Raw genomic sequence first — 22,897 nt, 5'->3', positions numbered from 1 at the left:
ATTTTCGAAAGTGATCAAAATCTTCAATCTTCAATCTTCAATAGAGAGATAGCGATAGACCGTGGGTCGGATCGCAACGCCTCCTGATCGATGTCGACAATCGTCATGAATTATCTTTCCGCATCGGAATAAATGAACTCCTGATCTAGACGCGAAGCATGCCCCTTTGCAAAATGAAGCAAGCAGAGGGGTACCATGAGCCGGCCGTTTTTCAAGAGTAGTATAGAGACGCTCGAACGCGAATTTTCAGCGCGCAAATCCGATACTGAATTTCTTGAGACGCTTCGTGACGAGCTTGAATATCGATCCACCAACCGAGCTGCTCGGTTGAGAAAAAGTGTCGAGGACATCCTCTATCAAACTGGGGATGACGGACTACCAAATTCTGAAAGTTCAAACGAAGAAGAGGAAAGGCCGGTGGATGCGTCCACCGCAGCTGCAGAAAGCGAAGTTCTCGAAAAGTTGGAAGACCAAGACAATCGCGAAGACCCACCTGAGCCTAGCGAAGCAGCAAAGCCGAATACACGACCCTTTAGGATCAAGCCCGCGCCCATCACTGATGATCCTGAGGCCATTCTAGCTGCTTGGAGTGCGTTAGAAATTTTGTCGCCGCCTGCCTTCCGTCGCGAGACCGATCTGACGGGCGGAGATCGGTACGCGGTTGCGAAGCTTACTCCAAAACTGCCTTGGGAAATTGGACGCGACGGTCGAAAGAATGCGAGGCTCTACTACCAAGTCGTTTTGGGGACCATCAAGCTCGACGCCGCCATCGCATCGCTGATCACCAAGTTCGGAGATACACGAGCGGAACGCGCAGTCGCCCGAGGCGAAGCCATCTTAGCGACCATCATGCTCGATCGGAATGGTAGGCCCGTCGAAGAGCCTGCGGTTTCAATTTCGAGTTTCGCTTGGGCGGTCCCCAAGGCTCTGCGTGCCGATCTATACAAGCTTGGCGAATGGCAGATTGCTGAAGGAGCTCTCGTTGAAAAGCTTGATCGGCTGATCCGGCGAGAAAACAAAGAGGGAGAGCTGTTACCACTTGATCATCAGACAATAGAGCGCGCCTATCGATGGGCGGTGTCCGAGCTGGAATTACCTTCGGACCTCGTTGAGCAGCCTCGTTTCGCCATTCGTAGCTATCAGTACTATCGAAATAGCGATCCTCCGGAACCTCTATTACTCAACAGCTTCTTCCTGAATGACCTCGCATCGGCGCGAACACTGCTCCGCGAAGGAAAAGCCTCGCCTAATCTCAAGAAATACCTTGGAGACGATAAACCCAGCAAATGCGTCAACCTGCTCGATGCTTGCGAAGCGCTGGGTCAAGCGGTCGCCCCGAAAGAGTTCCCTCTCGCACGGTGGCCCGGCCCCGGACGTCATCCCCTTGTTTTGCTTCAGCAGGCAGCCGTGAATCTTGCACTGCGCGACCTCAGGCAAGGCGGCGTACTTGCTGTCAACGGCCCTCCCGGAACGGGCAAGACGACTCTGCTAAGAGATGTCGTAGCGGCCTTAGTCTCGCAACGCGCCGAGGCACTAGCTACTTTTGATGATCCGGCGTCTGCATTCACGAACTCCGGCCAACGTCTGAGCGCAGGAAATGCTTGGTTGCACCTCTACAAGCTCGATCCGCGGATTAAGGGCTATGAGATGCTCATAGCGTCTTCAAACAACAAAGCCGTCGAGAATGTCAGCGCTGAGCTCCCGGGCCTCAACGCTATCGCGGCCGACGCGGAGGACCTTCGCTATTTCAGCTGCCTCTCGGACAGCCTCAGCGATAGGGAGACCTGGGGCCTCATCGCAGCAGTGCTTGGCAATGCTCAAAACCGCAGCACCTTTCGCAAGGGGTTCTGGTGGGACGACGATTTTGGGATGTCGAGATACCTCGCGCACGCAAGTGGCACGCCCCAAGTCCTGGAGATCGTTGATCCTGAGACGAAGGAAATTATTGAGAAGAGACCGCCGCGAATTGTCACCGAAGAAAAAGCACCAGGAAATCCAGCAGAGGCGATCGAACGCTGGAAGACGGCACGAAAGGCGTTTCTGGCGACCATCGAAAGGAGTCGTAAGTCTCGCGCTGAATTAGAAACTGCGCGTCAACTACTAACCGAAGTGCCTCGCTTAGAAGAAACGCTGCGGCAGACGTCTCAGCAATTCAAAAATAGCGAGAAAGCACATCGTGCGGCGAAAGCCGACTTGGAAGAGCAGGTCCGGCGAACTCGGCAGTTCAACGACGCCCGAGAAACCGCACGCCACGTCTTTCGTGCACACGAACAAAGGCAGCCTGGATTCTTCTCACGATTGTTCGGGACCGCGACCTATCGAAACTGGAGATCTCTTCGAGCCGGGCTGGAAGAGGAAGCTCTTCGAGCGCAAGAACCGGCCAAACTCGCCGAAGGCGCTCACGCAGCAGCAGTGCAGTCGAATGCGACGGCAGAGGCTAATTTCCGCAGGGTCTCGGCCGCGTATGGAACTACAAGCGCCGCTTACGAGAACGGGAGAAGGTCGCTGCATCAATGGCGCAAGAAACTCGGCGATCGAATGATTGATGAGACGTTTGCCGCGCGGCAACACGTCGACCGGCATGCGCTCGCGCCATGGTTCGATGCAGAAGCGAACCGGTTGCGCGACGATATTTTCATTGCGGCGATGGACTTGCACAAAGCCTTTGTCGATGCCGCGGCCAAGCCGTTGCGCCATAACCTTGCCGCGCTCATGAACATTTTTCCGGACGCAAAATGCCGGACGCCGCCAAGGAAGCGCTTGTCCCCGATCTATGGTCGTCGCTCTTTCTCGTTGTGCCGGCGGTATCGACAACCTTTGCTTCCGTTGAGCGCATGCTCGGCCAATTGCAGCCCGAGGCGCTGGGATGGCTGCTGATCGATGAAGCGGGGCAGGCCTTGCCTCAAGCCGCGGTCGGTGCGTTGATGCGAACACGACGAGCCGTTGTCGTCGGCGATCCGATGCAAATCGAACCTGTCGTGGTGCTTCCGGACATCCTGACCCAGGCAATTTGCAGGACATATTGCGTCGATCCTGATCGCTTCAACGCTCCTTCCGCTTCGGTGCAGACCCTGGCGGACTCGGCTACGCGTTATATTGCCGAGTTTGCCGGCAAGCAGGGCTCGCGCACCGTTGGCGTCCCGCTGCTTGTTCATCGCCGGTGTACTGAGCCGATGTTCGGCATCTCCAATGCCGTCGCCTATGAACACCTCATGGTTCACGGCACACCAGCTAGGGCCTCACCAGTTAGAGATTTGCTCGGGCCTTCGCGCTGGTTTGACGTCAAAGGCGGCGGGGGCGACAAGTGGTGCCCGGAGGAGGGGGAGATGGTCCTCGAACTTCTCAAGTCCTTGCGCCAGCTGAATACGCCACCGGACCTCTACATCATAACGCCCTTCGTTATCGTTCAGGAAAACCTGCGCGGCATTGTTCAGCAAAGCGGCATACTAAATGTGTGGACTGACGACGCGCGCGCATGGGCATACAGTCGAATTGGTACCGTGCATACGGTTCAAGGACGCGAGGCCGAGGCAGTTATTCTAGTGCTAGGCGCACCCGCCGCCCATCAGACGGGCGCACGCAATTGGGCAGGCGGCAGACCAAATATTCTCAACGTCGCCGTGACGAGGGCGCGGGAAGCTTTGTATGTGATTGGAAATCGCAAGCTATGGCGAGAGGCGGGAGTATTTCGGGCGCTTGACGCTCGATTGCATTGAGCCAAGCGTGAGTCTTCACTCGCCAACATTGAAATCCCTTTTCAATATCGTCGGCTACGCAGTAAACGCGGACTCCGCGCAGACGAGTTTTATAGCGCTGTCGGAGGAGAGACCGCGGGCAGAAGTACAGCACTAAGCGGATAATACAACAAAGGACGCGTTCGGTGTTCATGCAGGCTCGTTTACCTTGCACGGACCATCGCGCTGATCCCGACTGTGTGCTAGCTCACATTGCTTCGGTCGCCGGAAATTGCCGCGGGGGGAAGATGTTCATTGCGGAGCTGCGGATAGAAAATTTCCGGCTTTTCGGAGAAGGGGACAAAGGCCTTTTCCTGAAACTCACACCCGGCCTCACTGCGTTGGTGGGCGAAAACGATTCCGGCAAGACGACGATCATAGACGCGCTGCGCCTCGTCCTTGGGACGAGGGATCAGGAAGGCTACAGGGTCGACGACGCCGATTTTCATCAGCCAAACAATGAAGACCGGCGCACGGAAATCCGCATAACCTGCAAGTTCGAAGCTCTGACGCTGACCGACACGGCGGCGTTCGCCGAATACCTTACCTATGAAGCCCGCGACGGCAAGAAAAACCCGGTTCTTTACGTGAACTGGAAGGCCGTTGCGAACGCGCGAGCATCGGCGCACCGCCGCTATACAATGATCGAGGTTAAATCTGGCAAAAACGCGGACGGTCCCCAACTCGAACAGGCCATCCGTCTGCTTCTGTGCGCGGCCTATCTTCGACCGCTGCGCGACGCTGAACGGGCTATGTCCGCAGGAAGAGGGTCGCGTCTCTCGCAAATTCTGCAATACACGAAGGAGGTACAAGAGGGCACCGACTTCGATCCGCAAGCCGGACCGCCAAACGACCTGTCCACCTTGAGCGTTCTTGGCATCGGTGACTTCGCGAACACGCTGCTCGGCGCACATCCGGGTCTGCGGGCCGCGAAGAATCGGCTCAATACAGACTACCTGAGTAATTTGGCCTTCGCCGGGAAGGCGCTCGAAGGACAAATGTCCGTCAGCGCCGGCGAGGGAGAGACCAGGAGAAGACAGCTCCTTGAAAAGCTCGAGCTCGAGTTGCGCGATCCCGACGCGAAAAACCTGCCGCCCAATCGCGGCCTGGGCTCGAACAATCTTTTGTTCATGGCTTGCGAACTTCTTCTGCTCGGCTCGGAAAGCGATGGATTTCCGCTGCTCATCATCGAGGAGCCCGAGGCCCATCTGCATCCTCAGCGGCAATTGCGCCTAATGCAGTTTTTGCAGCGCCAGGTAGAAGCCAAGCGCACGGACGGTCAGTCCATCCAGATTCTCCTCACAACGCACAGCCCCAACCTCGCTTCCGCGATCAAGCTCGACAATATCGTTCTTATGCAGCGCGGAAAGGCGTTCCCGCTGTCACCCGGCCGCACGATGCTGGACGCTGGCGACTACGCCTTCCTTGAGCGCTTCCTCGACGTCACAAAAGCCAACCTGTTCTTCGCGCGCGGCGTTCTCATCGTGGAAGGCGATGCGGAAAACATCCTCCTGCCTACCATCTCAAGGTTGATCGGCCGCGACCTGACCGAGAACGGCGTCTCTATCGTCAATGTCGGAACCGTCGGGCTTCGCCGATATGCGCGCATATACCAGAGGAATGACGCTACCGCCGACGGGACCATCGACGTTCCGGTTGCTTGCATCGCGGACCTCGATGTCATGCCGGACTGCGCTCCGGTTATCCTCGGTAAGGTTGCCGCGGACCAGGCATTTCCGACGGCGAATACGCGGCGCTGGCGCGCTGTTTCGGATTTTGCCGGCAATGCGCTCGCAGATCGCAGGGAACAAATCCGGACGCGGGCGGCAGGACAGAAGGTCGAAACGTTTGTTTCGGATCGATGGACTTTTGAATATGACCTCGCCCGTAGCGGGCTCTCCAAGGAAATGTGGCTTGCCGTGCAGCTTGCGCTGGCCGACAACAAGATCGTCAATGGAACGAAGACCCGGTTCGGCGTCACGCGCGACGCGCTCAAGTCATGGAAAGATCTTGTTGCGCAGAACCACACCGACGACGAGCTGGCGGCCCACGTGTATGCGACTCTTGCTAACAAGGATGCATCAAAACCGATAGCGGCGCAGTACCTCGCCCGCATTCTGGAACTCGACGGGAAAAATCGCCAGCGGACGGCCGCGCAATGGCGCTCCAAGTTTCCAACTTACCTTGTGTCGGCCATCGAGCATGTGACCGTTCAAGCGGCCCAAGGGAATGGAGGGAGGCCATGATGCGCGCCCAACCCTTCGAACCGCCCCAGATCAACGACGAAGACACCGCCTGGGCGGCACAGACGCTCGGCCTTCCTGCCGATGCATTTAGCGGACCGGACGGGAACGATCCCAGGCTGCAAATACTGAAATCCGTCGCGACGCTCGACGTTGAGGCTTGTCCCGGCAGCGGCAAGACGACTTTGCTCGTTGCAAAGCTCGCCATTCTGGCGCGCAAGTGGACGGATGCTCGCAGAGGCATTTGCATTCTTTCGCACACGAATGTCGCGCGGCGCGAGATTGAATCCTCTCTAGGCTTTACGCACGAGGGGCGAAGGCTTCTCACGTATCCGCACTATGTTGGCACCATCCACGGGTTCGTGAACGAATTTCTGGCCGTTCCCTGGCTGCGATCTCTGGGATATCCGGCCTCGACGTTCGACGACCAGCAATGCGAACTGCACCGGCGCCGATTGCTGCGGCTCAATCAATTCATGACCCTGCACAACTACGTTGCCGCGCGGGAAAAAAGTCCGCAGACGAACCTAGTTGCGGGCTGGCATTTGTCCACCCCCGCATTTGATGTGGTCAAAGAAAACGGCCAGCCCGAATTCGCCAACGCAAATGCAGCATCAGCGCAGCAACTACGCGCGCTCGTGAAGAAGTGCGCTGAAGACGGCTTTCACCGCTACCGGGAAGTGTTCATGTGGGCTGGCGATCTTCTCGACAAGTATCCCCATGTGGCAGAGACCATAAAGCAGCGCTTTCCGATGCTGTTCATCGACGAGGTGCAGGACAACAATGAATTTCAGTCGGCGCTGATCCATCGCCTGTTCATCGAGGGAAGCCCGGTCGCCGTCCGGCAGCGGTATGGCGACTCGAACCAAGCCATTTACGGCCACATCAACGACAAGGCAGCCGAGAGTGATGTCTTTCCTCAAGAAGACATCAGGAGAGACGTACCCAACAGCCATCGGTTCGGCCAGCAGATCGCTGATTTCGCCAATCCACTCGGCCTCGTTCCGCCCGGGCTTCAAGGGCGCGGACCGTCCGCTGCCAAGATCGCCGCTGACACAAGCGGCAGGCACTCGATATTCCTGTTCTCCGATCAGACCGTCACGCAGGTTCTTGAAGCGTACGCTTCTTACTTGGGCGCCACATTTACCGAGCAGGAGCTTCGTGACGGTACCTTCGTTGCGGTCGGCGCCGTCCATCGTTCCGGTGCGGACGACAACGTGCCGAGATTCGTGCGGCATTACTGGTCCGAGTACGACCACGAGCTCACAACGAGCGAGCCAAGGCCGGCAACTTTCTTTCAGTACGTGACGGCAGGACGCAAAACCACATTCGAAACGGGCGAGGCGCATCAAGCCGTCGACAAGATCGCCGAAGGCATTGTCCGGCTCGCGCGACTTGCAAACCCCGCTGCCCGGATTGCGGCCCGGAGGCGCAAGCATGCGCAGATTTTAGAAGCGCTATCGGAACAAGTCGAACTCAGAGAGCAATATCGCGCGCTTGTTGCCGCCTTCACGAACCCGGAGACGGATCTAACCTCGGAAAAATGGGATGCCGGCTGGTGCGCTCAGGTGATCGCAATTTCCGGGGCTCTTGCCGGCACAGCTTTTACCCGGAACCACCAAGCCGATTTCCTTACATGGCCGGTCGCCGCGCAGGCAGGGCAATCGCTTCAAAGACCGCAGCGGGACAACTTTTTCCGCTATCCGTCGGAAGCCCCGAAACTTGCAATCCGCGTGGGCTCTGTGCACTCGGTCAAGGGCGAGACGCACACCGCCACCATGGTGCTCGACACGTTCTTTCACGGCCATCATCTGCAGGAACTCAAACCCTGGCTACTCGGCGCGAATGCCGGCAAAGGCCGCGAGGGAGTCCGAATGCAGGCACGACTCAAGCAGCACTATGTCGGCGTGACCAGACCAACGCATCTGCTCTGCCTAGCCATGAAAGACACGTTCATGGCTCAGGAGATCCAGATGCTCAAAGCCCGCGGATGGCGCGTGGCACGCATTCAAACAGCAGGTATCGTGTGGCTCTAGGTCCTGATTCGCTGGGTGCGCGGCTGATTGGGTGAACGATCTCAATCGGACCTGCGGGAGGGGCGAGCATGGCGGAAGGATATAATTTCGAGCGTCTCAGAGACGCGATTTTACCGCTTAGCCGAGCGGACGACTGGGTCGCTGCGAAGAAGGAGTGGGAGCTAGTCAGCATATCTCAGGCCGAGCCGGACGAGCCTGAAACGTGCCTCTGCGGGCATCATCCAATCCTGGAGCGTTGCGAGATCAGGAATCGCCTGACGCGCAACACGGCAATCGTTGGAAACCAGTGCGTCAGGCGGTTCTTGGGCTTGGATAGCGAGGCGCTGTTCAGAGGAATCAGGCGCATTCGCAAGGATATTGGCAAGAGCATGGGTACTGATCTGGCCGTGTGGCTCTTTGAACGCGGTCTGATATCGAAGTGGGAATACGAATTCCAGGGCAGCACAGTCCGGAAGCGCAATCTGAGCGACAAGCAACTACATCATCGGCAGAGCATCAACCAGAAAGCTCTACGGGCAATAAGACGACGCGGTGTCGGCTAGGCGGACGAGGACTGATGATGCGCGCAAAGATTGCGCTCGGCACGCACTCGCAGTGCCGTGCGAAAGCAATGCTGGTCCATAGGCGAAGCGGGGACCTCGGAGCGGTCCTACTTTTTCGTTGCTTCAAAGGGAGCTGCTCATCTCGACGCGAATCGGGCAGGTCGATAGGGATAGGCAGGAAGCGGTCGTCGCGCAGGATTAGAGAAGGGTTCGATGCGAACTCGAAGCACTGAAGTCGTCGCTTGGCTGCAACAGTTTTCCGAAGCGGATCGCGCAACGGCACGCAAACTCGTCGACTGCATCCACTATATAAGCGCGGATGAATTTCGCAGCGGGATTCTCGCGCTCATAAGAGACATGGCCGCAAAGACCGACGGGCCGCTTGCGCTCTATGTGGAACGCAGAGTTCCTGGCCGCCACGGTGTGCCATTCCCACTATATAAATGGTCGCCAGGGCGCGTACGTCGCGCCGAAGGAGTGGCTCTACGCCCTGCTGATCCCGAACGTAACGACGAGCCGGATATCGGCAGCGAAGGGATCATCGCGCAGTTTGTTTCGATGCTTCAGCGTCAGAACCGAGATAAATTCCGTGTGCACCCGAGTATGCAGGATCTTCGGCAGCGTCGGCCGCGGACTTTCGTCCTGGTCACGGATTTTATCGGCTCTGGCGATCAGGTGACGCGCTTTCTCGATTCCGCCTGGAAGGTGCCGACAATTACGAGTTGGGCATCCTACGGGATTTTTTCGTTCGAGGTGGTTGCTTATTCCGGCACTGACGCAGGGATTGAAGCGGTTCGAAAGCATCCATCGAAGCCAAAGGTGACAATCGTGATGGGATGTCCGACGATTGGGCTTCTTCCAAACCCGTCGCGTGACCAATTGATCGGTCTATGCGAGGACTATTGCCCCTCTCCACCGACGGATCGGATGACATCTCTCGGCTACGGCGACACGGGAGCGCTGATCGCCTTTGCCCACGGGACACCGAACAACGTACCCCTGCTTCTCTTTCGGGAGACGAGGCGTTGGAAATCGCTTTTCAAAGCCCGCACGATCGAGGTCGGTCCGGAAGCGGAAAAAGAGAATGAAGGGCTCGAAGACGCTCGACTTTCTCTTCTAAGAGAGGAGCAATTGAAGTCGGTCAGCGGTTTGAGAAAGTTAAGCCCGGTGGCCCGGCAAACGGTACTCGTGTTGGCAGCCTTGAAGCGCCGCCCCCGAAATGAAGCAAGTGCATCGGCACGGACGGGGCTCACGATGGCGGAGGTCAGGCTTGCGATTAGGAGGGCAAAACGTGCTGGTCTGCTGACGGATAAGCTGCGTCCGACTGAAGAGGCTTACGCGGAATTTAAGTATCTGAGAAAGTCAAAGCCGAAAGAGATAGTCATTTCGGCGGATAACGACTCATTCTATTTCCCTTCGATGCTGAGACCGCCGAAGAGTCTATTTAGATGATGCTGGGGCGAGAGCCCTGGCACCGCCGGCCGCAAGGCCGGAGGCGGGGCGCAGATTCTGCGACCCTACGGAAAAGCTCGCTTCGGCAGCTGATCATCGTCGAGCTCGCTCTCGGATCGGTGTCTTCCCGCGCGAACTCGACGATCCTCACCCTACGGGTGTCAAAGTAAATGACCATTTGGCGGCCTCAGCAGTATCATCGAGCCGCTGACAAAGCGGCGACACCAGCGGAGATCTCGGATAACGCGATTGCGACGATAGAGGCGCTTCGACGCCGCTCAAGAAATGTGCCGGAGATCCTATCTTTGCGGCATCTTTCGGTTCGCGCGGGCGTGCCGTACGCTTATCTGAGAGAAATCGTCGAGCGCAACGCGACACGCGATTACCGGCTTTTCAGGATACGCAAACGCCCCGTTCGCAATCAGCGGCTGCGCTATCGCATTATTACAGTTCCCGAGGCGCGGCTCAAAAAAGTCCAGCAATGGATCGACCGTCATGTTCTCTGCGCGGCGGAGCCGGACGAAGCAAGTGTCGCTTTCACCAAGCGCTCTTCGGTCTATGCAGCCGCGTCGATACATTGCGGCGCCCGGTGGATGATCAAGATCGACATCCGGGCGTTTTTCGAGAGCATCAGCGAGCGACAAGTCTATCACGTTTTTCACGAAATAGGCTACCAGCCCCTCGTCGCCTTCGAATTAGCCCGCTTGTGCACGCGTCTTCGAAGGCGCGCTCCGCCGTTGAAGAGATGGTCGCTAGGCTTCGATCGGCGATACGAGATTTCAGCTTATATCAACGGCCAAGTCGGTCATGTGCCGCAGGGAGCGCCGACGAGTCCGCGGCTTTCGAACCTGGTCGTACGCGAGCTTGATGAAGACATTCGAACGATTGCGGCATCCGCGGGCCTCACTTATACGCGCTATGCCGACGACCTGACGTTATCGAAAACAACGGACGACTTCTCGCGCGCCGCAGCGGTAAAAGTGATCCGCAAAATCTATCGCGTGCTTGGCGCCCACGGTTTCGCACCGAACCTCGCGAAAACCCAGATCGTCCCGCCTCGGGCCCGAAAGATTGTGCTCGGATTGCTTGTTGACGGCGATCGGCCCCGGCTCCAGAGAGAATTTAAGGCGCGCATTCGCCAACACCTCCACTACCTAATGCACCCGAAGTTTGGTCCGGCCAAGCACGCCAAAGCCCAGGGGAATGCGACTATATACGGATTGCGCAATCATATTAAGGGATTGCTGGCCTTCGCGCACGGCGTGGATCCAGAATACGCGCGCAAGCAAACCGAGCTCTTCAATCGTGTTCATTGGCCTTGAGTTGAGCCACATCGTTGCTCGCTCCGAGATCACTCGCTCCCCGCGCAACCATTGTCTCATTGCGAACGGCTTTTTTACCTCAATCGGTCTGCCAGCGGGAAAGAAGCCCTGGATCGACTATCAAGGCCCCTCGTCCCAAAACACACCGACGCCCGGCAGCTGTTATCGGAAGAACGGCAGTTCTTAGGAGTGAGGAACCATCTGCAAAATACCGTGAACGTCATCGAAAGTTTGAAGCTGCGAGCGCGGGGCCGCCGGTTCGACGCGGCTACGGTGACTTTGACACAGCAATTTAAGCGACATCTCGACATCGGAGGACATGGCGAAAAACGAGCCTGGACTTCCGTCGCAAAGGACGCATTGGTGGGGTCATAGACGCCGGTTGAAATTGGCGACTGGCTGTTGGGCCAACCTCGCGATTTGCGGGGCTTTGGGTGGTGGGAGCGCCATTGGGGAGCCTCAGTAACCTTCGGAGTCCAACATGACTGCTATTGAAACGCGCGCCTCGGCCAATACCAAACGAGCCACGCCCTCACCGTCGTCTCAAATCAGCAAGTCAAAGCCACAAAAGAAATCGTCGTCAACGCAACCCACCACACCCTCGACAGCGGCGGACGACCCGCTGCAGTCGGTGCGTGTGACAAAGCATGATCGCGTTCTGACGCTGTTGAGCCGACGCGAAGGCGCGACGATTCCGGAAATGATGGCAGCAACGGATTGGCAGCAACATAGCGTCCGTGGCTTTCTTGCCGGTACCGTCAAAAAGAAGCTCGGCTTCACGCTGACGTCGAAGAAGCTCAATGGCGAGTTTCGCCGCTATCGCATCGAAACGAAACGCGGTCGCTGACGTGAGGTGCACACCGCTCGACATCGGGGCCGAGCTGACGAAGCTCGAACGCCTGACCAACTTCGAACTGCGTAGCGAATGGCGGCGGCTGTATGGGATACAGCCGCCGAAGAGCCTATCCCGCGGTCTCCTGCTTCGCGGCATCACCTATAAAATCCAGGAGAGAGCGCTCGGCGGCCTCTCCAAATCTGTTCTTCGCAGGTTAAGTGGTGCGGTGCCGGAGGCGCATCAGGGCGTTACCCGCAAAGCAGCCCCAGCGATCGTAAAGTCGGGCACGCGGCTTGTACGCGAGTGGAAGGGAGAGACGCATACTGTTCTCGTCCATGCCGACGGCGCCGAGTGGCGTGGCAAGCACTATAGGTCACTGTCGGTTGTCGCGCGGGAAATCACTGGCGCGCACTGGTCCGGTCCGCGCTTCTTCGGTCTGGACAGGCGCCCCAAATGAAACGCCTGAATTGTGCGATCTACACGCGCAAATCCTCTGACGAGGGGCTTGAAAAGGAGTTCAACTCGCTCGACGCGCAGCGGGAGGCCTGCGCTGCCTTCGTTCTAAGCCAAAAGCACGCCGGGTGGGCGTGCCTTCCCGATCTCTACGACGACGGAGGGCTTTCGGGTGGCACCATGGAGCGACCGGCGCTTCAACGGCTGCTGGCCGACATTCAAGCCGCCAAGGTTCAAATCGTCGTTGTCTATAAGGTCGACCGGCTGACTCGGTCGCTCGCTGACTTTGCGAAGATCGTCGATGTGTTCGACGCACACGGCGCCTCGTTCGTCTCGGTAACACAGCAGTTCAACACCACGACGTCCATGGGCCGGCTCACGCTCAATATGCTTCTGTCGTTCGCTCAGTTCGAACGTGAGATTGCCGGCGAGCGCATTCGCGACAAGATCGCGGCATCCAAGGCCAAGGGCATGTGGATGGGCGGCAACGTCCCGTTGGGCTATGACGCCAAGGATCGCAAGCTGATCGTGAACGAGATCGAGGCTGAGACCGTGCGCATGATCTTCCGGCGCTACGCGGAACTCGGATCGGTCAGGGCGCTCGGGCACGAACTTGCTCGGCTTAGTGTCGTCAGCAAGCGTCGCGATGGCGCCGGCGGTGTCCTGTCGGGCGGGAACCGCTTATCACGCGGTGCCCTCTATACGCTTCTGCAAAACCACCTCTATCGCGGCGAGATCGCGCATCAGGGCAACATCTATCCTGGCCAGCACGAGCCGATCATCGATGCCCAAGTCTGGCGACTCGTCCAAGAGAAGCTGTCTGCCAATCGGCACGCGCGGGTGCTTGGCACGAATGCCGAAGAGCCCAGCCTGTTTGCGAGATTGATCGCGGACGGCAACGGGCAGCGCATGACGCCGACGCATGCGGTCAAGAAGGGCCGCCGCTATCGCTACTATGTCTCGACGTCGTTGGTCACGGGCACCCGTTCGGATCACGCAAAGGGCTGGCGCCTTCCCGCAGGCGATGTTGAAGGTCTGGTCCTTGATCGGCTCCGCGCATTCTTTGCCTCGGAGCGGGATGTTGGAGACGCATTGTCATGCTTCGAGTTTGATGCCTCGAGTCTTCGGTCGGTACTTTCGAAGGCAATGCAACTCGCAGAAGGCTGGACGAGCGTGCCGTCGATCAAAGTACGAGAGCTTGTGCGATCGGTCATCGAGACTGTCGAGATCCATGATGATGAGGTCATCACGTCACTGAAGAGAAGGGAGATCGCATCTGTCTTTCTGGGTGACACTTTCAGTTCGCCAGCGATTACAGGGCCTGAAACATTTGAACTGCGCATCGAGGCGAAGCTGCGCCGAGCAGGGAAGGGGATTCGCTTGGTAGTCGGCGGCGGCATTGCCAAGAAGCCCGACGGGCAGATGGTTGCATTATTGCGCGACGCGCACGCGACCCGCGACGCGCTCATGACCGGGCGGGACGCGACCATCGACGCGATGGCCCAGCGGCTCGGCATCAAACGAGACTATCTGTCGGCGCACATGCGCGTCACTTATCTCGCGCCGGACATCGTCCGCGCGCTCGTATCGGGACAATATCCACCGGAGCTGACGCCGGCCCGCCTTCTCTCTCTTTGCAAAGACCTGCCACATGACTGGCAGTTTCAGCGCGCAGTTCTCGGGTTCGAGGCGCGGTAGCGCGTTGGCAACGCCCTAAAGCGATGCGAGTCTGACCGGCCGAAAAAGGCCGACAGAGATAAATAGGGCTCGGAGCCTAGTAACGTCCACAGAGACGCGGCCGACCGTAGACGACTCCAAATTGCCCGTCGACAAGGCGCGGATTTTGCGACGAAATCCTAGCTGCGGAAATCGAATAATATGCAGCGATATCAATAACTTAATAGCTGGCTGGGGGACTAGGATTCGAACCTAGACAGGCAGAGTCAGAGTCTGCAGTCCTACCATTAGACGATCCCCCAAAGCCGGGATCGGACGGCACATTGGCCGCCGGAGCGCGGGTCATAGCAGCAGCCTCCGATGTCTGCAAGCTCGCCATCCATGGTCTTCCGGTCGCGGGGCCGTCTTTTAAAGATCGAGAGCGATCGATCGGCGCCAAAGCCCGCAATTTGGTGGGCGATGGTGGCGGCGACGGTTTGAGCGCCAACTTTTCAGCAGTGGAAAACCGCGCCTCGCCGGAGTGCTGCAGGTGCAGCCGGAGCTACTTTCGTGGCGGCAGCAGCTCCGGCCGGTATTCGAAGTGCATCGTATCGTAATGGAACCACCGGCCGCCCCAGATGAACCCGTGCTTCTCGAAGATGTCGACGATCTCCATCGGAATGTCGTTCCGGTAGCGGCTACTGCCGGGACCACCACTTGCCCACCGCCAGTAGTGAGAGCGTCTCGTCGCTATATCGATCGCGATGCCATAGCCGTGACCCGAGCGCCGTTCGGTCCCCGCGATCGGCCGGCACACGTAGCCTCCGGCGGCGGGAACGAGAAACACATCGAATTTCGCCGGAAGAGCATCAAGCTCGCGGCTGACCGCGCTGAGATGTTCCGCGACGCCGTTCAACCGGGAAATCTGGATATGTTGCGCGGCCTTCGAAGGGAGCCACGTGATCGTCGTCAGCGATGAACGGAATTCCGGCTTTCGACAGTCGCCATAGATCTTCGAAAAGAACTGCGCATTGCGTGCGCGGCCGGGATCGAAGTCGCGGGCGGGAGGAAGAGCCGGTGCGCCGCGCGGATACATAAATCGGAACATGCCTCGGATATCGGGATTGGCGAGCCACGCGTCGAACGGTTTGTCCCGGCCGTCAGAAAGTGGAAGTCTCGAGCCGTCTTTGAAGACGACCTCATTTCCTTCGACGCCCGAGACGAATGCGGGATACGCCGATCGCAGACGAGAAGCGATTTCATCATTGCCGAGGCTGTCCGCCAAGGTCGGCGAAGCAACTCGGAAAAGTCCCGCCGCGGCGAATAGAGCGAGCAGAAATCTCTTTCGCCTCAGCATCGATAAAACGCGGCCGGTTCAGCCAACATACGCTCCGTTTGCTTCGCATCGTTAAGCAATGCCCCGCCAGAGCTTTACGGCGGGGCGCGACCTGCTACACTCGCCTCAACAGAGGTCCAGATTAAACGGCCTGACGAGCTCGGCTGCACCGCGGCAAGCCGATGCTATACCAGGTCCTGGAGAACGACGTTGAAGCCTGAACACTCAGGTCCTGACCGGTCTGACGGCGCAGGACCCCCAGACAGCTCTGACGACGACGTCGGCATTGCCCCAGGGCACGAAAAGATAGTGCCGGTGACGCGCGTCATCAACGGCGGCGAGCGCCAATTTCGCCAGAGAAACCGTGCGGGGCCGGGGGGCGTGTTGTCGAACCGGTTGGCGTCGTCGCCATGGCGCGACAGCCCGAACGAGTGGCAGCGCCAGAGCTTCGATGAGCGGGCGTTCGGGGTCGGACCCGATCATCCCGGCGAACAGATCTACGGCGCGCTCGATCTCGGCACCAATAATTGCCGCCTGCTTGTCGCGCGCCCGTCGCGGCGCGGCTTTCGTGTGGTGGACGCTTTCTCGCGCATTATTCGTCTCGGCGAAGGCGTCAGCCAGACGGGTCGTCTTTCCGAGCTGGCGATGAACCGCACGCTGGAGGCGCTGAAGATCTGTGCCGGCAAATTGCAACGTCATCATGTTTCGCGGACACGCCTTGTCGCGACGCAGGCCTGCCGGGTTGCCGACAACGGACCCGCCTTCGTCAATAAGGTCAAAGACATCTTCGATCTCGACATCGAGATACTGACGCCGGAACTCGAAGCGCACTTGGCCGTCGCGGGCTGCGCGACACTGATCGATGCCGCAGCGGACTACGTTCTGGTGTTCGACATCGGCGGCGGCTCGTCGGAGATCATTTGGCTTGATATGACGCGGCTCGGCACCCGCCGCGATGTGCTAACCGGACGCTCCGACGTGAACGATGCGATCGTCGCGTGGGAATCTCTTCCGGTGGGCGTCGTGACATTGGCGGAGCACTACGGCGGCCGCGACGTCACCCCGGGAACGTTCAAGGCAATGTCGCGTGCCGTGACCGAGCTGCTCGTGCCGTTCGAAGCGAAGCATCGTTTTTCTGAGCAGATGGCTGGCAAGTCCATCCACTTCCTCGGCACGTCGGGAACGGTTACGACGATCGCAGGCGTGAAGCTTGGGCTCGAACGCTACGATCGCAAGCGCGTCGATGGAATCTGGTTGAACGTCCCCGAGATAGACGATGTAACGTCGACGCTTCTCGGACAAACCTACGAAGAGCGCGTAATGCAGCCTTGCATCGGAAGGGAACGGGCCGATCTCGTTCTTGCCGGATGCGCGATCCTCGACGCGATACTGAAGCAATGGCCCGCGGAGCGCCTGCGGGTAGCCGACCGCGGACTTAGAGAAGGCATTTTGATGCGATTGATGATGGAAGACGGTGTCTGGCGTGCCGGACGTCGCCGGCGTGGACGTTCGAAGCAGTCAAGCGGCGTTAAATAATCGTGGCAGACAAAGGCAACAGAAAGGGCGGCAGCGGCAATCGCGCGAGCAGCCTGAGCGGCGGTCAGCGCCAGATGCGCACCACCGTCAAGACGGCGCGCAAGCGCTCCGTTTCGTCTGCGCGCTGGCTCGAGCGCCAGTTGAACGATCCCTACGTGACGGCGTCGAAGCGGGAAGGGCTGCGGTCCCGCGCGGCGTTCAAGCTGCGTGAGATCGATGCGCGATACCATTTTCTGAAATCCGGTCAGCGGATCATCGACCTTGGGGCGGCTCCTGGCGGCTGGTCGCAGGAAGCAGCCGAGCGCGTCAAGGCGGCCGAGGGCAAAGGCCAGGTGGTCGCCATCGACTACCTGAATTTCGAGCCGATCACCGGCGTCGAGATCATCGAGATGGACTTCACCGATCCGAATGCCGAAGACCTTCTGAAATCGCATCTGCGGGGTGGCAAAGCCGATGTCGTCCTGTCGGACATGGCCGCGCCGACCGTCGGCCACGCCAAGACCGATCACATGCGCATCATGGGTCTCGCTGAAGCCGCCGCCGCCTTCGCGGCCGACGTGCTGGAGCCCGGCGGCGTGTTCCTTTGCAAAGTCTTCCAAGGCGGCACCGAGCGAGACCTGCTCGATGCGTTGAAGCGCGACTTCAAGACGGTGCGCCACGTAAAGCCGCCGGCAAGCCGTGCCGAAAGCTCGGAGCTTTACGTGCTGGCAACGGGCTTTCGAGGACGGACAGAGCCAGAGGCCGAATAACGGCTCGATGCTGGCTGGCTCACCTCAGGCCGGAGGCGGGATTACGCTCGACAACGCCGCCAACAGCCCGAATTTGAAGCGAATCTCATGGGGGCTTTGAACCCCGTGAGAGCAATCTGGCAGCATCCTGCGACACCGCCATGACGGTCGGCGTTTACGCTCTCTGTTAATTGGTTATCGCTATCCCCATTTGACGCGGCTCGGGGCGCTTCCAAGCGCGGAACCTTGGTGATATAGACCCCGCGACAATGTTCCGCCCCAGGGGGCCCGAACGTGTCGCCCCCCCAAATTTGGAGAAGTCCGCATGACTTCGAGCCTATCGGCGCTCGATTCGGGGATCGCGCTTACCTTTGATGACGTGTTGCTCGTCCCCGGGCCGTCCGACGTGATGCCGGGACAGGCGGACGTCTCGACCCAATTGACCAAGTCTATCCGCCTGAACATTCCCCTTCTGTCATCGGCGATGGATACAGTCACCGAGGCTAGGCTGGCGATCGCGATGGCCCAAGAGGGTGGCATCGGCGTGATCCACCGCAATCTCACCATCGAAGAGCAGGCGCGCCACGTCGGCCTGGTGAAGCGCTACGAAAGCGGCATCGTCCTCGACCCGGTGACGATCGCCCCCCAAAAAACGCTGCGCCAAGCCCTGAAGCTGATGGCTGATAAGGGCGTCACGGGTGTTCCGGTCGTTTCGGGTGGAACGGAAGCACCCGACGGCAGCGCCGGGAAAGGCAAGCTTGTCGGCATCCTGACCAACCGCGACGTCCGATTTGCAACGAGACTGGATCAGCCGGTTTCGGAATTGATGACCCAGCAAAATCTGGTGACCGTTAAGCGCAACGTTTCGCAGGAAGAAGCCAAGCGCCTGCTCCATCAAAACCGCATTGAAAAACTGATCGTCGTCGATGACGCCGGCAATTGCATCGGCCTCATCACCGTCAAGGACATCGAGAAGGCGGCGAAGCACCCCAACGCCTCGAAGGACGCTCAGGGACGTTTGCGCGTCGCTGCTGCAACGACGGTCGGCGAAGATGGCTTCGAGCGCACCGAACGCCTCATTGCGGCCGGTTGCGACGTGATCGTCGTCGATACCGCGCACGGCCACTCCGCGAAGGTCATCGAGGCCGTCGCGCGCATCAAGCACCAGTCGAACAGTGTCCAGGTCATCGCCGGCAACGTCGCGACGGCCGATGCAACCAAAGCTTTGATCGCCGCAGGCGCCGACGCAATCAAGGTTGGCATTGGCCCGGGCTCGATCTGCACGACGCGCATCGTGGCAGGTGTCGGCGTTCCGCAGCTCACCGCCGTTATGGATTGTGCGAAAGAGGCCTCGCGCTCGGGCGTCCCCGTTATCGCGGACGGCGGCATTCGCTTTTCCGGCGATATCGCGAAGGCGATCGCAGCGGGCGCGTCCTGCGTCATGATCGGATCGCTTCTCGGCGGCACCGACGAGGCGCCGGGCGAGACCTACCTTTATCAAGGGCGAACCTACAAATCCTACCGTGGCATGGGCTCAGTCGGCGCGATGGCCCGTGGCTCGGCAGACCGCTACTTCCAAGCCGAAGTGCGCGACACGCTGAAGCTCGTGCCGGAAGGCATCGAGGGGCAGGTTCCTTACAAGGGACCCATGGAAGCCGTCGTGCATCAGCTCGTCGGCGGATTGCGCGCCGGCATGGGATACCTCGGCGCAAAGACGATCCCCGAACTGCAAAAGCGCGCGAAGTTCGTTCGCATTTCTCCGGCCGCAATTCGTGAAAGCCATGCCCACGGCGTCATGATCACCCGCGAAAGTCCGAACTATCCGGGCGCCGGCAGCTAAGGTAATGAGAAGGACGTACGCGCAAAGCCGGCGAGGGGGAAAAGCATGACAGTCACTGATTTCCTTCTGCCGGTATTCGTCCAAGTGGGGCTGACGTTTGTGCTCTTCATGATGATGGCGGTCACGCGCACCAGATTACTCAGCAGCGGCGAAGTCCGGTCCGACGCCATCGCGCTCGGTGAGCCGGGATGGCCGACGAAGGTGACGCAGTATGCCAACGCCTTCAGAAACCAGTTCGAGCTCCCGGTCCTCTTTTACGCGCTCATCGCCTTCATCTTGATCACCAAAGCCGGCGACGTTCTGCTGCTCACGCTAGCGTGGCTTTTCGTCGTCACGCGCATCATTCACGCTTACATCCACGTGACGTACAACAACGTCAGCCATCGCGGAGGCATTTACGGCCTCGGAGCGGCGGCACTGATCGCGATGTGGATCGTCTTCGCGATAAAAATCCTGACCGGAATCTGAGTCCGGCATCCGAAATTGGCACCTGAAATGATCTCTGCATGAAGTCCGGCGCACGTATCGCGGCCGCGATCGAGGTTCTCGAACAGATCCTCAATCGCTATCAACCCGTTTCCATGGCCTTGACCGACTGGGGCAAGGCACACCGCTTTGCCGGTTCCGGCGACCGCAACGCCATAGGCGGAATGGTCTACGACGCCTTGCGCCGCCGCTCGTCGATCGCCTGGGCGCTCGGATCAGACACGCCGCGCGCCCTCGCAATCGGCGCTGCCTCGTCGGCGTTGGATCTGACGCCGGAGGCTGTCATCGCCGCTTGCGATGGCGCGGACCATTCGCCCGAGCCCTTGACGGACGCCGAGCGGGTCGGCCTGACACGTCCTCTGGACGAGGCGCCCGACCACGTCAAAGCCGACATCCCCGAATGGCTGTGGCCTGCATTTTCCGCCCAGTTCGGAGATCGCGCAGTCGCCGAAGGCCAGGCAATGGCTCGCCGCGCGCCCGCCGATTTGCGGGTCAACACCCTGAAGTCCACGCGCGAAAAGGTGCTGAAAGCGCTCGCAAGCTTCGGCGCCGAGCCGTGCTCCATTTCTCCCATCGGCGTCCGAGTGCCGCCGCCCGTCGGCGCGCAGCGCACCCCGAACCTGCAAGCCGAAGCGGCGTTCCAGGCTGGCTGGTTCGAAATTCAGGACGAGGGATCGCAGATCGCCGCTCTCCTCTCCGGCGCCGGACCGAGGAAGCAGGTGCTTGATCTTTGCGCCGGTGCTGGCGGCAAGACGATGGCGCTTGCGGCGCTGATGCAGAACACCGGTCAGCTCTATGCCTACGACCACGATCGCAACCAGCTGAAGCCGATCTTCGAGCGGGTAAAGCGCGCTGGCGTTCGCAATCTGCAGGTGCTGAGAGCCGGAGACGAAGCTGCGGTCGATGCTCTCGGTCCCCGCTTTGACGTCGTCCTCGCGGATGCGCCGTGCACGGGAACGGGCACGTGGCGGCGTCGTCCGGACGCCAAGTGGCGCGTGAAGCCCGAAGCGCTGAAGGCGCGGACGGATGAGCAGCGGACTGTTCTGAAGCGCGCCGCAGCACTCGTGAAGCCCGGCGGCCGGCTGGTTTATGTCACCTGCTCACTTCTTCCCGAGGAGAACACCGAGCAAATCGCCCGCTTTCTCGAGGAAAATCCCGCTTTCACACCCGTCCCCGCCGCCGGACTTTGGGACACGGCCTCAGGCGAACTTCCGCCGTCTGCCGACGGCCGGTCCGATTCGCTGCTGCTGACGCCCGGCCAGCACGGGACCGACGGCTTCTTCATCGCCGTCCTCTCGCGCAAGGCGTGAGCAAAGTTTCTGTGGATTGATCAGTGGAGGGACGCACTCGCGCCCTCCAGTCGGCGAATGCCAAATATCGTCAGTATTCAGCTTTTCTCGGAACATTTTTTCCGCCCGCGCGATCAAGGCATGAATGCCGGCGCGCTTTCATCATGCAAATGCCTACTTTTCGCCGTTGACATCGCACGCGACGAAACTATGTGATGCGACGTTTGCTGACGGCTAGCAGCAAACCGAGGGACAGGTGTCATGGTTCGCTTTTTGCGGTTGCGCCGTGCCCACGCTCGTGAGGCCAATTGAGGTCATTGAATGAGCGGCAGGCCCCACTCTTTCCTCACGCCCAAGTGCGAAGTTCATCCGACACCCGATCGCGGCGGCCACACCGTCGTCGCACGAGACGCGATCGCCAAGGGCGAACTGATCGTCGTGTGGAGCGGCACGCTCGTCACCGGCGAGGAATTGAACGAGATGCCGCAGACGGTTCGGCGCTATTCGCTGCAAGTCGAGGAAAACCAGTACCTCGTCTCGCTTTCTGACTGTGAGCCGCCGGATTACGTCAATCACAGCTGTGATCCGAATTCCGGTCTCTCCGGCCAGATCACGCTCGTCGCCATGCGCGATATCGGGCCAGGCGAGGAAATCACCTACGACTACGCGACGAGCGACGGATCTCCCTACGACGAGTTCGCGTGCTCCTGCGGCGCGCCCCACTGCCGCGGCCACGTGTCGGGAGACGACTGGATGCGGTCGGATCTTTGGCGCCGTTACGCGGGCTATTTCTCGCCTTACCTGCAGCGTCGCATTTTGGCCGCCGAAGCGATGCGCGCGCTCGCCGCCAAGCGCCGGCGTTCCGCGCGGAAATCCATCGAGCCCGCCGTCATCCCGGGCGAGTAAGCGGACGAGAATCCGTTATTTGCCGCCGAGCTTCAGCTCGACGTGCGCGTCGAACGTTCGGTAGTCACAGGTCATTTCTTCACCCGCGCGAATATCACGAATGGCGATGTCGTAGCCCTCGATCGCCCCCTTCTCGTGGACGCCCGCCGTGTTGGGCTCGTCCGCATGGTTCATGAAACGGGCGTTGTCGGCACAGAGCACGAATAAGCCGCTCGTGGCATCGAGGTAGGTATGATCGAGAATGCTCGAGCGCGCGGGCTCCGGCAGGCTGTCGATCTCGCGCTCGGTCAGCAGCCTGTCGAAATGGCGCATGAACCGCCACGTTTCAGTGCCCTTGGGGATATCTTGATCCGCGAACAAACCAATCCCTGCAATGGCGCTGACGCCCAGCCGTGTTTTGACCATTAGCATGCACAAGCGTCTCCAACTCGCATCGCCCCTCGCAAAAACATCACCGGTGTCCCGTTTCTCGTGGGGACCGGAAGTGAACGGTTGACTGCCGC

Annotated in this window: 18 protein-coding genes and 1 tRNA gene; 16 read left to right on the top strand and 3 right to left on the bottom strand. The window is 59.5% G+C overall.

The genetic code is table 11. The features are described from left to right. Positions 1-195 precede the first annotated feature (195 nt). From AACL53_RS15490 to AACL53_RS15445, 10 genes are all read left to right on the top strand, one after another. Positions 196-2,877 (top strand): hypothetical protein, encoded by a 2,682-nt coding sequence (locus tag AACL53_RS15490; protein WP_339085422.1) that lies wholly within the window; start codon positions 196-198, stop codon positions 2,875-2,877. Beyond that, positions 2,835-3,716 carry a DEAD/DEAH box helicase gene (locus tag AACL53_RS15485; protein WP_339085421.1) on the top strand — a complete coding sequence of 294 codons (882 nt, stop codon included), beginning with the start codon at positions 2,835-2,837 and terminating at the stop codon, positions 3,714-3,716. Before AACL53_RS15490 ends, AACL53_RS15485 begins: the two co-directional genes overlap by 43 nt. Before the next feature lie 266 nt (positions 3,717-3,982). Further along, positions 3,983-5,980 carry an ATP-dependent endonuclease gene (locus AACL53_RS15480; RefSeq protein ID WP_339085420.1) on the top strand — a complete coding sequence of 666 codons (1,998 nt, stop codon included), beginning with the start codon at positions 3,983-3,985 and terminating at the stop codon, positions 5,978-5,980. Then, positions 5,977-8,013: a UvrD-helicase domain-containing protein gene (locus AACL53_RS15475; protein ID WP_339085419.1), complete on the top strand. Its 2,037-nt coding sequence runs from the start codon at positions 5,977-5,979 to the stop codon at positions 8,011-8,013. Before AACL53_RS15480 ends, AACL53_RS15475 begins: the two co-directional genes overlap by 4 nt. Positions 8,014-8,081: 68 nt before the next feature. Then, positions 8,082-8,555, top strand: a complete 474-nt coding sequence (locus AACL53_RS15470) for a hypothetical protein (protein WP_339085418.1) — start codon at positions 8,082-8,084, stop codon at positions 8,553-8,555. Positions 8,556-8,768: 213 nt separating this feature from the next. Continuing rightward, positions 8,769-10,007 carry a hypothetical protein gene (locus AACL53_RS15465; protein WP_339085417.1) on the top strand — a complete coding sequence of 413 codons (1,239 nt, stop codon included), beginning with the start codon at positions 8,769-8,771 and terminating at the stop codon, positions 10,005-10,007. Positions 10,008-10,177: 170 nt separating this feature from the next. Continuing rightward, positions 10,178-11,329, top strand: a complete 1,152-nt coding sequence (locus tag AACL53_RS15460; RefSeq protein WP_339085416.1) for a reverse transcriptase family protein — start codon at positions 10,178-10,180, stop codon at positions 11,327-11,329. A gap of 481 nt (positions 11,330-11,810) precedes the next feature. After that, on the top strand, positions 11,811-12,176 hold the full coding sequence (locus tag AACL53_RS15455; protein ID WP_339085415.1) for a DUF3489 domain-containing protein: 366 nt from the start codon (positions 11,811-11,813) through the stop codon (positions 12,174-12,176). Then, entirely contained in the window at positions 12,130-12,621 is a 492-nt protein-coding gene (locus tag AACL53_RS15450; RefSeq protein ID WP_339085414.1) for a DUF2924 domain-containing protein, read from the top strand. Before AACL53_RS15455 ends, AACL53_RS15450 begins: the two co-directional genes overlap by 47 nt. Beyond that, positions 12,618-14,315, top strand: coding sequence for a recombinase family protein (locus tag AACL53_RS15445; RefSeq protein WP_339085413.1), 1,698 nt, complete (start codon positions 12,618-12,620; stop codon positions 14,313-14,315). Before AACL53_RS15450 ends, AACL53_RS15445 begins: the two co-directional genes overlap by 4 nt. Before the next feature lie 207 nt (positions 14,316-14,522). Here AACL53_RS15445 and AACL53_RS15440 read toward each other — a convergent pair. Further along, positions 14,523-14,596: transfer RNA gene (locus tag AACL53_RS15440), tRNA-Gln, on the bottom strand. Positions 14,597-14,835: 239 nt separating this feature from the next. Then, positions 14,836-15,630 carry a M15 family metallopeptidase gene (locus AACL53_RS15435; RefSeq protein ID WP_339085412.1) on the bottom strand — a complete coding sequence of 265 codons (795 nt, stop codon included), beginning with the start codon at positions 15,628-15,630 and terminating at the stop codon, positions 14,836-14,838. A 189-nt stretch (positions 15,631-15,819) separates the two neighbouring features. On the opposite strand from AACL53_RS15435, the gene AACL53_RS15430 reads away from it, so the two are divergent. From AACL53_RS15430 to AACL53_RS15405, 6 genes are all read left to right on the top strand, one after another. Next, a complete protein-coding gene (locus tag AACL53_RS15430) occupies positions 15,820-17,145 on the top strand; it encodes a Ppx/GppA phosphatase family protein (protein WP_339085411.1) in 1,326 nt (441 codons plus the stop codon). A 74-nt stretch (positions 17,146-17,219) separates the two neighbouring features. Continuing rightward, positions 17,220-17,894, top strand: coding sequence for an RlmE family RNA methyltransferase (locus AACL53_RS15425; protein ID WP_339086960.1), 675 nt, complete (start codon positions 17,220-17,222; stop codon positions 17,892-17,894). 304 nt (positions 17,895-18,198) lie between these two features. Continuing rightward, positions 18,199-19,713 (top strand): IMP dehydrogenase, encoded by a 1,515-nt coding sequence (gene guaB, locus AACL53_RS15420; protein WP_339085410.1) that lies wholly within the window; start codon positions 18,199-18,201, stop codon positions 19,711-19,713. A 45-nt stretch (positions 19,714-19,758) separates the two neighbouring features. Next, positions 19,759-20,181 carry an MAPEG family protein gene (locus tag AACL53_RS15415; RefSeq protein WP_339085409.1) on the top strand — a complete coding sequence of 141 codons (423 nt, stop codon included), beginning with the start codon at positions 19,759-19,761 and terminating at the stop codon, positions 20,179-20,181. Between the two features lie 38 nt (positions 20,182-20,219). Continuing rightward, a complete protein-coding gene (locus AACL53_RS15410) occupies positions 20,220-21,509 on the top strand; it encodes an RsmB/NOP family class I SAM-dependent RNA methyltransferase (protein ID WP_339085408.1) in 1,290 nt (429 codons plus the stop codon). A gap of 300 nt (positions 21,510-21,809) precedes the next feature. Beyond that, positions 21,810-22,394: an SET domain-containing protein gene (locus AACL53_RS15405; protein WP_339085407.1), complete on the top strand. Its 585-nt coding sequence runs from the start codon at positions 21,810-21,812 to the stop codon at positions 22,392-22,394. Between the two features lie 15 nt (positions 22,395-22,409). On the opposite strand, the gene AACL53_RS15400 is transcribed toward AACL53_RS15405, so the two are convergent. Then, a complete protein-coding gene (locus tag AACL53_RS15400; protein WP_339085406.1) occupies positions 22,410-22,805 on the bottom strand; it encodes an SET domain-containing protein in 396 nt (131 codons plus the stop codon). Positions 22,806-22,897 lie beyond the last annotated feature (92 nt).

The organism is Hyphomicrobium sp. ghe19 (assembly GCF_902712875.1).
In the GTDB taxonomy this organism is placed as follows: Bacteria; Pseudomonadota; Alphaproteobacteria; order Rhizobiales; family Hyphomicrobiaceae; genus Hyphomicrobium_B.
The sequence above is the reverse complement of the archived record's forward strand: the minus strand, read 5'-3'. Positions and strand labels throughout refer to the sequence as shown.

What these genes read in the sequence shown, in the direction of transcription:
- guaB (WP_339085410.1), top strand. Translation starts at nt 18,199, where the DNA reads ATGACTTCGAGCCTATCGGCGCTCGATTCGGGGATCGCGCTTACCTTT.
- AACL53_RS15490 (WP_339085422.1), top strand. Translation starts at nt 196, where the DNA reads ATGAGCCGGCCGTTTTTCAAGAGTAGTATAGAGACGCTCGAACGCGAA.
- AACL53_RS15435 (WP_339085412.1), bottom strand. Translation starts at nt 15,630, where the DNA reads ATGCTGAGGCGAAAGAGATTTCTGCTCGCTCTATTCGCCGCGGCGGGA.
- AACL53_RS15475 (WP_339085419.1), top strand. Translation starts at nt 5,977, where the DNA reads ATGATGCGCGCCCAACCCTTCGAACCGCCCCAGATCAACGACGAAGAC.
- AACL53_RS15400 (WP_339085406.1), bottom strand. Translation starts at nt 22,805, where the DNA reads ATGCTAATGGTCAAAACACGGCTGGGCGTCAGCGCCATTGCAGGGATT.
- AACL53_RS15485 (WP_339085421.1), top strand. Translation starts at nt 2,835, where the DNA reads ATGCTCGGCCAATTGCAGCCCGAGGCGCTGGGATGGCTGCTGATCGAT.
- AACL53_RS15480 (WP_339085420.1), top strand. Translation starts at nt 3,983, where the DNA reads ATGTTCATTGCGGAGCTGCGGATAGAAAATTTCCGGCTTTTCGGAGAA.
- AACL53_RS15450 (WP_339085414.1), top strand. Translation starts at nt 12,130, where the DNA reads ATGGCGAGTTTCGCCGCTATCGCATCGAAACGAAACGCGGTCGCTGAC.
- AACL53_RS15425 (WP_339086960.1), top strand. Translation starts at nt 17,220, where the DNA reads ATGCGCACCACCGTCAAGACGGCGCGCAAGCGCTCCGTTTCGTCTGCG.
- AACL53_RS15470 (WP_339085418.1), top strand. Translation starts at nt 8,082, where the DNA reads ATGGCGGAAGGATATAATTTCGAGCGTCTCAGAGACGCGATTTTACCG.
- AACL53_RS15445 (WP_339085413.1), top strand. Translation starts at nt 12,618, where the DNA reads ATGAAACGCCTGAATTGTGCGATCTACACGCGCAAATCCTCTGACGAG.
- AACL53_RS15465 (WP_339085417.1), top strand. Translation starts at nt 8,769, where the DNA reads ATGCGAACTCGAAGCACTGAAGTCGTCGCTTGGCTGCAACAGTTTTCC.
- AACL53_RS15460 (WP_339085416.1), top strand. Translation starts at nt 10,178, where the DNA reads ATGACCATTTGGCGGCCTCAGCAGTATCATCGAGCCGCTGACAAAGCG.
- AACL53_RS15405 (WP_339085407.1), top strand. Translation starts at nt 21,810, where the DNA reads ATGAGCGGCAGGCCCCACTCTTTCCTCACGCCCAAGTGCGAAGTTCAT.
- AACL53_RS15415 (WP_339085409.1), top strand. Translation starts at nt 19,759, where the DNA reads ATGACAGTCACTGATTTCCTTCTGCCGGTATTCGTCCAAGTGGGGCTG.
- AACL53_RS15455 (WP_339085415.1), top strand. Translation starts at nt 11,811, where the DNA reads ATGACTGCTATTGAAACGCGCGCCTCGGCCAATACCAAACGAGCCACG.
- AACL53_RS15410 (WP_339085408.1), top strand. Translation starts at nt 20,220, where the DNA reads ATGAAGTCCGGCGCACGTATCGCGGCCGCGATCGAGGTTCTCGAACAG.